The 12051-nt window shown below is 68.8% G+C and carries 13 protein-coding genes and 1 tRNA gene; 7 read left to right on the top strand and 7 right to left on the bottom strand.

Annotation, left to right across the window (positions count from 1 at the left end):
* The 3 genes from AB0B28_RS09155 to AB0B28_RS09145 all read left to right on the top strand — a co-directional run bounded on the left by AB0B28_RS09155 (position 1) and on the right by AB0B28_RS09145 (position 1066).
* A complete protein-coding gene (locus AB0B28_RS09155; RefSeq protein WP_360118869.1) occupies positions 1-339 on the top strand; it encodes a hypothetical protein in 339 nt (112 codons plus the stop codon).
* Positions 336-635, top strand: coding sequence for a hypothetical protein (locus tag AB0B28_RS09150; RefSeq protein ID WP_360118867.1), 300 nt, complete (start codon positions 336-338; stop codon positions 633-635). The genes AB0B28_RS09155 and AB0B28_RS09150 overlap by 4 nt, the downstream gene beginning before the upstream one ends.
* A 284-nt stretch (positions 636-919) precedes the next feature.
* Positions 920-1066, top strand: a complete 147-nt coding sequence (locus AB0B28_RS09145) for a hypothetical protein (RefSeq protein WP_360118865.1) — start codon at positions 920-922, stop codon at positions 1064-1066.
* Here AB0B28_RS09145 and AB0B28_RS09140 read toward each other — a convergent pair.
* The 5 genes from AB0B28_RS09140 to glmU form a co-directional block, all read right to left on the bottom strand.
* A complete protein-coding gene (locus tag AB0B28_RS09140; protein WP_360118863.1) occupies positions 1060-2556 on the bottom strand; it encodes a sugar transferase in 1497 nt (498 codons plus the stop codon). The two genes, AB0B28_RS09145 and AB0B28_RS09140, sit on opposite strands and share 7 nt — an antisense overlap.
* 152 nt (positions 2557-2708) lie before the next feature.
* Positions 2709-3293 (bottom strand): aminoacyl-tRNA hydrolase, encoded by a 585-nt coding sequence (gene pth, locus AB0B28_RS09135; RefSeq protein WP_360118861.1) that lies wholly within the window; start codon positions 3291-3293, stop codon positions 2709-2711.
* Between the two features lie 11 nt (positions 3294-3304).
* Positions 3305-3904: a 50S ribosomal protein L25/general stress protein Ctc gene (locus AB0B28_RS09130; RefSeq protein WP_360118859.1), complete on the bottom strand. Its 600-nt coding sequence runs from the start codon at positions 3902-3904 to the stop codon at positions 3305-3307.
* A gap of 201 nt (positions 3905-4105) precedes the next feature.
* A complete protein-coding gene (locus tag AB0B28_RS09125; RefSeq protein WP_360118857.1) occupies positions 4106-5089 on the bottom strand; it encodes a ribose-phosphate diphosphokinase in 984 nt (327 codons plus the stop codon).
* A gap of 97 nt (positions 5090-5186) precedes the next feature.
* The gene (glmU, locus tag AB0B28_RS09120; protein ID WP_360118855.1) at positions 5187-6626 is read right to left on the bottom strand and encodes a bifunctional UDP-N-acetylglucosamine diphosphorylase/glucosamine-1-phosphate N-acetyltransferase GlmU; all 1440 of its coding nucleotides are present in this window, start codon (positions 6624-6626) and stop codon (positions 5187-5189) included.
* Between the two features lie 238 nt (positions 6627-6864).
* Between glmU and AB0B28_RS09115 the strand changes: the two genes are divergently transcribed.
* The 4 genes from AB0B28_RS09115 to AB0B28_RS09100 are packed head-to-tail and all read left to right on the top strand — an operon-like array spanning position 6865 to position 11021.
* On the top strand, positions 6865-7899 hold the full coding sequence (locus tag AB0B28_RS09115; protein WP_360119149.1) for a substrate-binding domain-containing protein: 1035 nt from the start codon (positions 6865-6867) through the stop codon (positions 7897-7899).
* A 9-nt stretch (positions 7900-7908) separates the two neighbouring features.
* A complete protein-coding gene (locus AB0B28_RS09110) occupies positions 7909-8673 on the top strand; it encodes an ATP-binding cassette domain-containing protein (RefSeq protein ID WP_360118853.1) in 765 nt (254 codons plus the stop codon).
* Positions 8670-9932, top strand: coding sequence for an ABC transporter permease (locus AB0B28_RS09105; protein WP_360118851.1), 1263 nt, complete (start codon positions 8670-8672; stop codon positions 9930-9932). The genes AB0B28_RS09110 and AB0B28_RS09105 overlap by 4 nt, the downstream gene beginning before the upstream one ends.
* Positions 9933-9935: 3 nt before the next feature.
* A complete protein-coding gene (locus AB0B28_RS09100; protein WP_360118849.1) occupies positions 9936-11021 on the top strand; it encodes an ROK family protein in 1086 nt (361 codons plus the stop codon).
* Between the two features lie 150 nt (positions 11022-11171).
* On the opposite strand, the gene AB0B28_RS09095 is transcribed toward AB0B28_RS09100, so the two are convergent.
* Positions 11172-11246, bottom strand: a tRNA-Gln gene (locus AB0B28_RS09095).
* Positions 11247-11336: 90 nt separating this feature from the next.
* A complete protein-coding gene (locus AB0B28_RS09090; protein ID WP_360118847.1) occupies positions 11337-12017 on the bottom strand; it encodes a hypothetical protein in 681 nt (226 codons plus the stop codon).
* Positions 12018-12051: the final 34 nt, after the last annotated feature.

Below are 12051 nucleotides of genomic sequence, written 5' to 3'. Positions count from 1 at the left end.
ATGTCCGATCCCTTTGCGACGCTTCGCAAGAGAATCGTGCTGCTCCTCGGCTTCGCGTACCTCATGCTGTACGCGCTGGCCTCCGGCCTGGCCCTGTCCCTCCCCCTCACCGCCGACGCCGACCCGAACGCCGAGCCCTGGCCGAGCAACCCGAAGGAGGACAAGGACAACGACGACGCGACTGTCAAACATCCGACACTCCACGGCACGCCCTCCCAAACCGACTACCGCCCCCGCCCACATCCCCGCCCCGACCCGCACGCGCCGGGCCTGCATGTGCGCCCGGACGGCTCGCGGTATCTGATCGTCCCCCTGAACTTCGCGGGGGCGGCGGCATGAACCGGTTCCTGGAACGCAACAACGCGCCGCTGGACCCGACGTGCGTGGTGGGCAAGGCATGGATCGGCGGCCGCTTCCTGCGCTTCGACGCGAGCTTCAGCCAATCGAGAATCCGAGTGACGTTCGCAGGGGTCGACACGATCGCGGTCGGCTCAGTGATCTACCTCGACACGGACCTGCCAGCCCTGAGGGTCAGCTCCCCAATCGACGCCGAATGGGCCGGACAGCACTGCGCGGAGATCATCGAAGAGGCCAAACGAATCTGGTCCGAAACCCTCCGCGAATGCAACGGCTAAGAAATTGCATACGGACACGCCCGGACGCGGGGAGCGCCCCCCGCGCCCGGGCGTGTCGAAACTCGGCTGCCCCCGACTTCAATGATCGCGCGAAGGTACGACAACCTCGCCAAACGAGTGAAACTCACGCACGAGAGCGAGGACCGGGACGGCAGCAGAGGCGGCGAGGAGTGTCGGTGCCTCGCGCGATGATTGATTCGGGGGCGATAGCGAACCGACACGCCCGAGCGCGGGGGTTGGTCCCTGCGGTCGGGCGTGTCCAAACTCGGCTCCCCCCGACTGCAATGATCGCGCGAAGGTACGACATCGCCACGAGGCGAGCAACGCTCGCGAGCGAAGACGAGAGCAGCGAAGCGGCCGAGCACGGCGGGGCCGGGGCCCGTGAGGCGGGCGGCGGGCGGCGGGCGGCGGGCGGCGGGCGGCTTCAGTAGGCGCCTTGGGGGCGGAGGATTGCCGTTACCGTTCTTAGCAGGATCACGAAATCGAGGGACAGGTTCCAGTGTTCGACGTACCTCAGGTCGAGCCGCACCGCTTCTTCCCACGGCAGGTCTGACCGGCCGGACACCTGCCACAAGCCCGTCATTCCCGGCTTCACGGCCAGCCGCCGCCGCATGTCCGCCTCATATGCCGCTACTTCGATCGCCAGCGGCGGCCTCGGGCCTACCAGGCTCATGTCTCCCCGTAGCACGTTCACCAGTTGCGGGAACTCGTCGATCGAGAAGCGGCGCAAGTACTTCCCCACCGTAGTAATCCGCGGGTCGTCCTTCATCTTGAACAGGACGCCGTCGCTTTCGTTGAGGTGTGAGATCGCCGCGAGACGTCGCTCGGCGTCCGTGTGCATCGTGCGGAACTTCCAGATCGTGAACGGCTGACCGTTCTTCCCGATCCGCTCCTGTTTGAACAGTGCCGGTCCCGGTGAGGTGCACCGAATCAGGAATGCCGCGCCGAGCAACAACGGCGCCAGCATCAGCAACAGCACCGCCGCGCCAACCCGGTCGACCGCCTCCTTCGCCACCCGGCGAACCCCCGTCAACCGCGCGTGATCCAGGTGCAGCATCGGCAGTCCGTCGACCGGGCGCACCGTGGTCCGGTCACCCGCGACATCGACCAGCGCAGACGCGACGATCAAATCAACCTCACTGCGCTCCAGCTTCCAAGCGAGCCGCCGCAGCGCGGGGCCGTCGATCTCCGGGCAGGACAACACGATCACCGTGTCGGCGCGCTCGACGGCCACGGCCTCGGCGATCCGGTCGAAACTTCCCCGCACCCGAGTGTCGAAGTCCAGCAGCGCGCCCTTGGGCCGCTCGGTCGGCAGACACGCGGCCACGACCTTCAACCCGTGGTAGTGCTCGCGACGCAACTGCACGATCAATGCGGCCACCGACGACTCGTGCCCGACCAGGACCACACGCTTCATACATCGCCCGTTGCGCCGCAAGCGGTGCAGCCACTTGCGGAACGCGAACCGCGCGGTAATCGAGAACATCGCAGCGGTCGGGATCGCGATCAGCACGAACACCCGCGAGGTGGGCAGCTCAAGCCCGTACGACACGATCGCCACGGCGGCAGTCAGCGCCACTGCCGCGTGGACGACCCGCTGGTATTCCTCGGTCCCGACGAACAGGTACCGCTTCTCGAACGCCCGCGACAGGCCGAGCACCGCGACCCACACCGCGGGCAGTGCCACGAGCGCGAGCGCGTAGATACGGCTGTGGTGGTCGAGCTGGCCGAAGCGGGCGGCGAAGGCGAGGCCTGCGCCGAGGAGGCCTCCGGCAAGGTCGGCGGCGATGATGCCAGCGAAGTACTTGCGCTGCCAGGCGGGAGAACCGCCGTAGGGACGTGTCCCTTGAGGACCGATGGAGTAGACGCGCCCCCGCGCTTCTGCCGCGTTCTCGCCTTCGAGTGCCTCTTGAACCGTCACACGGTTGTAACGAGCGACGGAACGAAGAGTGACGGGATTATCACTCTGAGGAGTACATGAGAAATGGTCGAATCAGCGCGATCCGACCGGAAACGTTGTGGGGCAGAGAAAAGAGCTACTGCGGCGCGTTACTGAGCTTCAGGTTCAACTTCCTACGGTGCGTTGAACGCATTCTGTGCCATCACGAAGCCTTTCTCGATGATGGCCTCGACCGCGTCCGCGGCGAGTTCGATGTTCAGCTCCACTTCGGGCCGTTCGGCCTTCGCGAAGTCCTTGAGCACGTAGTCGGCGGCGTCCTGGCGGCCCGGGGGGCGGCCGATGCCGAAGCGGACCCGGGCATAGTCCTTGGTGCCCAGGACCTTCGAGAGCGACCGGAGTCCATTGTGGCCGCCTTCGCCGCCGTCGCGCTTGATGCGGAGCTGGCCGAAGGGGATGTCGAGCTCGTCGTGGACGGCGATCACCGATTCGGGCGTGACGCCGTAGTACTGCGCGATGGGCCCGACGGCCTCGCCCGAGAGGTTCATGAACGTCCGGGGCTTGACGAGAATGACGCGAGGCCCGCCTACCCCCAGGCGGGCCTCGCAGATTTCGGCGCGGGCCTTGCGGGCCACGGCGAATCGACCGCCGACGCGTCGGGCGAGCGCGTCGACGACCATGAAACCGACATTGTGACGGTTCGCGGCGTATTTCGGTCCGGGGTTGCCCAGGCCGACCACGAGCGTCGGGGTGTCGGTCATCGTCAAATGTCTTACTCGGCGGCGGCTTCGCCTTCGGCGGCCTCGTCGTCGGCGGGGGCTTCCTCGCCGCGGGGCTCGCTCACGGAGGCGACGGCCTGGTCGGCGTCGTTGAGGATCACGGTGCCCTCGGGGGCCACGATCTCGCGCACGTAGCGCTGCGAGCCGATGGCCAGGCCCTCGACGGAGACCTCGATGGACTCGGGAATGTGGGTGGCCTCGGCCTCGACGTTCAGGGAGTTGAGCTCGAACACCGCGAGCCCGCCCTTCTCGACTTCACCGACGTAGTTGATCGGGACCTCGGTGGTGATCTTCTCGCCCTGGCGCACGATCAGGAGGTCGGCGTGGACGATGTCGTCACGGAGCGCGTCGCGCTGGATGTCCTTGGGGATGACCAGGACGCGGGTTCCGTCGGTAACCTCGACGCTGATGAGCTGGTTGGCGCCGCCCTTGCGGATGACCGCGGCGAACTCGAGCCCGGGAAGGGAAATGTGGGTCGGCTTCTCGCCGTGGCCGTAGACCACCGCGGGAACCTTTCCAGCCCTGCGCGTACGGCGGGCACCGCCCTTCCCGAAGTCAGTGCGAGGCTCTGCGCTGATACGAACTTCGGACACGGAAATACTCCCCTGTTTTTCAAGCAACATTTCATGCGGCGCTCGACGCTCACGTCGGCATTCAGAAGGGCACACAGCCCTGAAAAGACCTACGCCTCTGCGTCGATTACGGCGCCCTCTGGAGGACACCCTCGCCGTCGGCAACCCCACCAGAGTACTACGCGCGTCCGGGCCGGGCCGCGACGGGCTTCGATGTGTGACTTAGGAGAGGCCGCCGAACAGGGTGGTGACCGAACCGTCGTTGAAGACCTCCCAGATGGCCTTCGCGACGAGCGGCGCGATGGACAGCACGGTGAGCTTCTCCAGGTCGGCGGCTTCCTTGGGGATCGGAAGCGTGTTGGTGACGATGACCTCGCTGACCGGCGCGGCCGCGAGGCGCTCGGCGGCCGGGCCGGACATGATCGGGTGGGTGGAGGCGATCACGATGTCCTCGACGCCGGACTCGTGGAGCATCTCGGCGGCCGAGCAGATGGTCCCGGCGGTGTCGATCATGTCGTCGATGAGCAGACACGTGCGGCCCTCGACGTCGCCGACGACCTTGTGCGCCACGACCTGGTTGGGCCGGAGCGGGTCGCGGGTCTTGTGCACGAACGCGATGGGGCAGCCGCCGAGGCGGTCGGACCAGCGCTCGGCCAGGCGCACGCGCCCGGTGTCGGGCGAGACGATCGCCATCTGGCGGTCGGCGTACTTCTCCTCGACGTAGCGCGCGAGGGTGCCCATCGCGAACAGGTGGTCCACCGGGCCGTCGAAGAAGCCCTGGATCTGCGCGGTGTGGAGGTCCACGGTGAGGATGCGGTCGGCGCCGGCGGTCTTGAGCAGGTCGGCCATGAGGCGCGCCGAGATCGGTTCGCGGCCGCGGTGCTTCTTGTCCTGGCGCGCGTACGGGTAGAACGGGAGCACCACGGTGATGCGCTTGGCCGAGCCGCGCTTGAGCGCGTCGATCATGATGAGGGTCTCCATGACCCACTCGTTGATCGGAGCGGGCATCGACTGGACCACGAAGGCGTCGCAGCCGCGCACCGACTCCTGGTACCGGACGAACAACTCGCCGTTGGCGAAGGAGTAGGCGCTCATCGGGGTCGGCGCGACCCCGAGGTGCTTCCCGATCTCCTCAGCCAACTCCGGGTAGGCCCGCCCGGAGAAGAGCATCAGCATCTTCGAGTTGACAGCGGACATGCTCGCCATTGGGCTCCCCCATAGGTCGTCTCACCTGAACCTCTACGGCTCCAGTGTCCCCGACCCTCGACCGGAGCGCGAGGGGACCGCCCCGTTTAGTGTCGTGTCACGCGCCCGACACTTCCGTCTCACCTTTCGCACGCTTCGCAGCGCGGTCGGAGACGGTGCCGGGGCGCTTCTTGGCGACCCAGTCCTCCAGCGAGGCCTGGCGTGCGCGGGCCACGCCGAGGTCGCCCGGTTCCACGTCCTTGACGATGGTCGAACCGGCGGCGACGTAGGCGCCGTCGCCGATCGAGACGGGGGCCACGAGCACCGAGTCGCAGCCGATGAACGCGCCTTCGCCGATCTCGGTGCGGTGCTTGTGGACGCCGTCGTAGTTGGCGGTGATGACCCCGCACCCGATGTTGGCGTCGGCGCCGACCGTGGCGTCGCCGAGGTAGGCGAGGTGGTTGGCCTTCGCGCCGGGGCCGATCTCGGCATTCTTGGTCTCCACGAACGCGCCGACCTTGGCCTTCTCAGCGAGCTTGGAGGCCGGGCGGAGGTGGGCGAACGGGCCCACGTGCGCGCCTTCGCCGATCGTGGCCTGGTCGGCGTGCGAGCGGACGACCTCGGCGCGGGCGCCGACGATCGTGTCCGTCAGGGTCGTGTCGGGGCCGATCTCGGCGCCCGAGTCGACCGCCGTGGCGCCCTTGAGCTGCACGCCGGGGTGGATCAGGACGTCGGGGGCGACCTTGACGGTGGCGTCGATCCAGGTGGTCTCGGGGTCCTCCATCGTCACGCCCGAGCGCATGAGCTCTGAGTTGATGCGGGTCTGGAGGATGCGGCGCAGGCCCGCGAGCTGGGCGCGGTCGTTGCAGCCGAGGACCTCGGTGGGGTCCTCCACGACGACCGCGCCGATGGCGTGCCCGGCCTCGCGGGCGAGTTCGAGCACGTCGGTGAGGTAGAGCTCGCCCTGGTCGTTCGCGGAGTTGAGCTTGCCGAGCTGCTCGCGCAGCAGGCCTGCATCGAACGCGTAGATCGCGGAGTTGACCTCGCGGATCGCCCGCTCGCCTGCGTCGGCGTCGCGGTGCTCGACGATGCGGAGCACGCTGCCCTCGGCGTCGCGCACGATCCGGCCCAGGCCGGTGGGGTCGGCGACCACGGCGGTGAGGACGGTGGCGGCGTTGCCGCTCTTCTCGTGGACCTCGGCGAGCTCGGCGAGGGTCTCGGGGCGCAGGAGCGGAGTGTCGCCCGCGGCGACGATGACGGTGCCGGCGAGGTCGGGGACGGCCTCCATGGCGACCTGCACGGCGTGGCCAGTGCCCAGCTGCTTGTCCTGGAAGACCGCCTCGGTCTCGGGCGCGACCTCGTCGAGGTGGGCGCGGACCTGGTCGGCGGCGGCCCCCACGACCACGATCTGGCGACCGGGCCCGGTGCTCTTGACGGCGCGGAGGACGTGTCCCAGCAGCGAGCGGCCCAGCAGCTCGTGGAGGACTTTGGGCTGGGACGACTTCATGCGGGTGCCCAGGCCAGCGGCCAGGATGATCGCCGAACGCTCACTGCTCATGATGGGCCATGTTAGTCGGTGGCGGCGAGGTGAACGGGCCGGGCCGCCGAGAGGGGCACGATGGTGTTCATTACCGAATCGTTACGTCTGGAACACGTTCTCCATGCCTCCGAGACTTGTGCGACCTGCGTCACTCGTCATATGTTGCAGTCAACAACAAATCTCGGAGGTACCTCTCATGCACTCCTTCAGCGCGCGGCGCGCCAGCGCCGCCATAGGCGCGGCAGCCCTGCTCACCATGGGCGTGACCGCGTGCAACGCAGGCGACGACGGCGGCGACGGCGGGGACACCCCGCTCATCGGCGTCATCCTCCCCGACTCGGCCTCCTCGGACCGCTGGGAGACCGCCGACCGCAAGTACCTCGAAGCGGCCTTCAAGGAGGCCGGGGTCGAGTACGACATCCAGAACGCCCAAGGCAGCCGCGAGGACTTCCAGACCATCGCCGACCAGATGCTCACCAAGGGCGTCGACGTACTGGTCACCGTCAACCTCGACTCGGGCACCGGCAAGACCGTGATCGAGAAGGCCAAGTCCCAGGGCGTGGCCACCATCGACTACGACCGCCTCACCGAGGACGGCGGCGCGGACTACTACGTGAGCTTCGACAACGAGCAGGTCGGCGTGCTCCAGGGCGAGACCCTCGTGTCCTGCCTCGAAGGCGTCGAGACCCCGCTCGTGGCCGAGCTCAACGGCTCGCCGACCGACAACAACGCGACCTTGTTCAAGAACGGCTACGACTCCGTCCTCGACCCGCTGTACGCCGACGGGACGCTCGTCAAGGGCCCCGACGAGTGGGTCCCCGACTGGGACAACGCCCAGGGCGGCACGCTGTTCGAGCAGATGCTCACCGACACCGGCGCCGAGATCGACGGGGTGCTGGCCGCCAACGACGGCCTCGCGCACGCCGTGATCACCGTCCTGGAGCGCAACAGCCTCAACGGCACCGTCCCGGTCACCGGCCAGGACGCGACCGTGCAGGGCCTCCAGAACATCCTCACCGGCGACCAGTGCATGACCGTGTACAAGGCCATCGAGGACGAGGCCAACGCGGCCGCCGAACTGGCCGTGGCGCTCGCCAAGGGTGAGAACCCCGAGGCCGAGGGCACCGTCACCGACCCGGTGAGCGGGGCCGAGATCCCCGCGGTGCTGCTCGACCCGGTCGCCATCACCATCGACAACATCCAGGTCGTCGTGGACGACGGCTTCGCCGACCCGGCGGAGCTGTGCGCGGGCGACTACGCCGCGCTCTGCACCGAACACGGGATCGGATAAGGAGCCCCAGTGCTGCTCGAACTCACCGGACTCTCGAAGCGTTTCGGACCGGTGGAGGTCCTCTCCGACGTCGATCTCGCGATCGACGCCGGAGAGGTCTGCGCTCTCGTCGGCGACAACGGCGCGGGCAAGTCCACCCTGGTCAAATGCGTCGCGGGCATCCACAACATCGACGGCGGCGCGATCGTCGTCGACGGCGAGGAGCGCTCGATCTCGGGGCCCCGCGACGCCGCGGCGCTGGGGATCGAGGTCGTCTACCAGGACCTCGCCCTCTGCGACAACCTCGACGTGGTCGAGAACCTGTTCCTGGGGCGCGAGCGGCGCCGCGGACTCGTCCTCGACGACGACGAGATGGAGCAGCTCGCCGCCGAGACGCTCAAATCGCTCGCCGTGCGCACCATCCGCAACCTCCGCCAGCCCGTGGCCAGCCTCTCGGGCGGCCAGCGGCAGACCGTGGCCATCGCCAAGGCGGTGCTGTGGAACTCGCGCCTGGTGATCCTCGACGAGCCCACCGCCGCGCTCGGCGTGGCCCAGACCCGGCAGGTCCTCGAACTCATCCGGCGCCTGGCCGACCAGGGCCTGGCCGTCCTCTACATCTCCCACAACCTCAACGACGTGTTCGCCGTCGCCGACCGCATCGCCGCGCTCTACCTGGGGCGCATGGCCGCCGTGGTCGACGCCGCCGACGCGACCCAGCAGCAGGTGGTCGAGCTGATCACCAGCGGCAGGTCGGGGACCTTGGGGCTGACCGACCAGAACGGAGTGCGGCCGTGAGCGCTGCGACAGAAGTCCGGCCCGAGGCCGAACCGGGGCCCGGCCCGGCCGGGGCCGTGGCCGCCCACGTCAAGGGCTACTGGGCGGAGGTGCGCTCGGGCGAGGTCGGGGCGCTCCCGGCCGTGGCCGGGATCATCGCGCTGTGCGTGTTCTTCGGGATCTCCCAGCCGGTGTTCCTGTCGGTGGGGAACCTCGCGAACCTCTTCGGGCAGGGCGCGGCCGTCGCGTGCATCGCGATGGGCCTGGTGTTCGTGCTGGTCATCGGCGAGATCGACCTCTCGGCCGGGTTCGCCTCGGGCGTGTGCGCCTCGATCATGGCGGTGGTCCTGACCGACATGGGGCTGCCGTGGCCGCTGGGGATCGGCGCGGCGATCGCCACGGGTGTGGTGATCGGGCTGGTACTGGGGACGCTCGTGGTGAAACTCGGGATTCCATCCTTTGTGGTCACTCTGGCGGCGTTCCTGGCCTTCCAGGGCCTGGTGCTCATCATCCTCAAGGAGGGCACCAACATCACCATCCACGACGAGACGGTCAAGGCCGTCGCGGGCGGGAACCTGGAGCGCTGGCAGGGCTGGGCGCTCTTGGTGGTCACGGTCGCCGCGTATGCGGTGATCCAGCTGAACCGCTGGCGCCGCAGGGTGGGGCGCTCGCTCGTGCACGAGCCGCTGGTGGTGGTGCTGGCGCGCGTCGGGGCGCTCACGATCCTATTGGGCGCCACGGTGTTCCTTTTGAACCTGGAGCGTTCGGCGAACCCGCAGCGCATCTCGCTCACGGGCGTGCCCGTAGTGGTGGTGATCCTGGGGGCGCTGTTCGCGATCTGGACGTTCGTGCTGCACCGCACCAGGTTCGGGCGGCACCTGTACGCCGTGGGCGGGAACGCCGAGGCTGCGGTGCGCGCCGGCGTGAACGTCGACCGGGTGCGGATCGCGGCGTTCGTCATCTGCTCGGCGATGGCGGCGGTGGGCGGCATCGTGGCCGCTTCCCGTGCCGCGTCGGTGGACCCGAACACCGGCGGGTCCAATGTGCTGCTGCTTTCGGTCGGGGCCGCGGTGATCGGCGGTGCTAGCCTCTTCGGTGGCAAGGGGACGGTGCGGGCCGCCTTGCTGGGAGGAGCGGTGGTGGCGATCATCAACAACGGCATGGGATTGATGGGCCTCTCGGCCGGGGTGCGGTTCGGCGTGACCGGCGCGGTGCTGCTGCTCGCGGCGGGCGTCGACGCCATGTCCCGGGGCCGGGGCAAGCTGTTCGGCAGGCACTGAGCCGTGGCCCGGACCGGGACCGAGGAGCTGCGGCGGCGCAATCGCGCAGCGCTGCTCGACCAGCTCCACCGGCACGGTCCCCAGACCCGCGCCGAGCTCACCGAGGCCTTGGGGCTCAACAGGTCCACGATCGCGACGCTCGCGGTCGACCTGTCGGAGTCGGGGCACCTCCAGGAGACGACGGGTCGGCCGACCGGTTCGGCCGGCCGGCCCTCGACCCTGGTCGAGTGCGTCCCCGAGGCGGTGACGGTGGCGGCCGTGGAGGTGCGCGCCGACCGGGTGCGGTTCGGCCTGGTCGGTCTCGGCGGCGAGGTGCTCGAACGATCCGAAGTGGTGCTCGTCGAGGGCGACGATCCGGTCGAGGCGGTCAAGAAGCTCACCGGTGAGGCCGCGGCCGCGGTCGACGCGGTCGCGGCGGTGCCGGGGCTGGTCGACTCGGGGATCGTGGCGCACTCCACGGAACTGGGCTGGGCCGGGAGGGATTTCGCGGCCGACCTGGTGCGGGCCACGGGCCGCGAATGGCAGGTGGTCGACACGGCCACCGCAGCGGCGGTGGGCGAATGGTCGCGCGGCGACGCGCACGAGGCGACAAGGCTGCTGTACCTGCACGGCGGCCGGGGTTTGACCGCGGGCCTGGTGGTCGAGGGCCGCGCGCAGCGCGGCGGCTCGATCCAGTTGGGCCACATCGTGGTCGAACCCGGGGGCCGGGAGTGCGCTTGCGGGCTGCGGGGGTGCCTGGAAGCGGAGATGGAGGCCTTCGGCTACGCCGAGGACATCGAGCACGCCACAGCGGCGGCGAGCATGGGCGACGCGACGGCGCGCGACGGGCTGCGGCGATCGGGCGAGGACCTCGGACGGGCGCTGGGCGCGGTGGTGACGGCGACGGGCCCGGACGAGATCCTGTTCGGCGGCTGGCTCAGAGAGCTCTACCTGTCGGCGGCGGCACCGGTGCGCTCGGCGATCGCGGAGACGACCTTGCCCCACTTGCGGTCGAGGCTGCGACTGCGGACACCGGTCCTGGGCGACGAGGGCGCACTCATGGGAGCAGCAGAAACAGGCTTCGCAGCGGCGCTCGACCAGATGTGTTAGGCCGAGAACGCGACTGACCCTCGGGACTTGTTCGAACCGAACCCTGTCGTACCCACCGGGAATGATTGAAATAGGGGGTCCCCAGGTGTCCGATTTAAAGGCTGATGCCCCACTTTGCACCCGGGAGATCGCGAGAGCCGCGAAGGGTCTTGGCTGGCCCGCCAGGACTCGAACCTGAAATGACTGAACCAAAATCAGTAGTGTTGCCGATTACACCACGGGCCACCGCGGTCGAACACCGGCGCACCGGCCCGACCGCGGGCCAATTCTAACAGCCGGGGCCCGCCGCCCCGCCACCGCCGAAGGGCCCGCGCGCTAATACGTCCAGACGTGATCGGGCACCTGCGACCGCACGTCCACCAGGAAATCCGCGAAGTGCATCACGTGGTCGAGGTCGAGCGCGCCCGAACGCATCGTCATCAGCCACGGCCCCTCGAACCGCCACCGGTTCGCCAGCGCCCGGTAGTCGCTGAGCATCCACTCCATGGTGCGCGGATGGATCACGTCGTACGCGAACCGCGGGCTCGCCGAGATCACCCGGTACCGGTCGTTGAACGCCTGGTTCTCGAAGTCGATGTCCTTGCCCAGCCGCTTGGACAGGAAGTTCTCGTGGTCGATGTCCAGCAGCGGCCTTGCCGCCGGGAGGCTCACCGCGACCACCTGCCAGTCGTGCGTCCGCTGGTTCTTGCCCGAACCGGTGCGGTACCGGTAGTGGAAGAAATGCAGGTGCAGGCCCCGGTATTTGCCGCGGAACACGTCCATCGCGGTGCGCGAATGCCCCACCGAGAACGGCGCCTGCGACGACATGCCCAGCACCGACAGGTCCTCGGGCCAGTACTGGAACCCGTGGTGCGCGGCCCAGCCCTGGCAGTACCGGATCCTCGCCTGGCGGGCGCGGCGCTGCACGTAGAAGATCAGCACCATGACCGCGACGAGGGAGCCGAAGCACACCAGCATCATGATCGCCACGATCAGGCCGCTCGCGGACTCGGACATGGGCGTTCCCTCCGGTGGTACGCCGAAGGCCGCG

The sequence above is a fragment of the Glycomyces sp. NPDC046736 genome, assembly GCF_040645615.1.
In the GTDB taxonomy this organism is placed as follows: Bacteria; Actinomycetota; Actinomycetes; order Mycobacteriales; family Micromonosporaceae; genus Glycomyces.
The sequence above is the reverse complement of the archived record's forward strand: the minus strand, read 5'-3'. Positions and strand labels throughout refer to the sequence as shown.

What these genes read in the sequence shown, in the direction of transcription:
- AB0B28_RS09155 (WP_360118869.1), top strand. Translation starts at nt 1, where the DNA reads ATGTCCGATCCCTTTGCGACGCTTCGCAAGAGAATCGTGCTGCTCCTC.
- glmU (WP_360118855.1), bottom strand. Translation starts at nt 6,626, where the DNA reads ATGAGCAGTGAGCGTTCGGCGATCATCCTGGCCGCTGGCCTGGGCACC.
- AB0B28_RS09090 (WP_360118847.1), bottom strand. Translation starts at nt 12,017, where the DNA reads ATGTCCGAGTCCGCGAGCGGCCTGATCGTGGCGATCATGATGCTGGTG.
- AB0B28_RS09115 (WP_360119149.1), top strand. Translation starts at nt 6,865, where the DNA reads ATGGGCGTGACCGCGTGCAACGCAGGCGACGACGGCGGCGACGGCGGG.
- AB0B28_RS09145 (WP_360118865.1), top strand. Translation starts at nt 920, where the DNA reads ATGATCGCGCGAAGGTACGACATCGCCACGAGGCGAGCAACGCTCGCG.
- pth (WP_360118861.1), bottom strand. Translation starts at nt 3,293, where the DNA reads ATGACCGACACCCCGACGCTCGTGGTCGGCCTGGGCAACCCCGGACCG.
- AB0B28_RS09125 (WP_360118857.1), bottom strand. Translation starts at nt 5,089, where the DNA reads ATGGCGAGCATGTCCGCTGTCAACTCGAAGATGCTGATGCTCTTCTCC.
- AB0B28_RS09150 (WP_360118867.1), top strand. Translation starts at nt 336, where the DNA reads ATGAACCGGTTCCTGGAACGCAACAACGCGCCGCTGGACCCGACGTGC.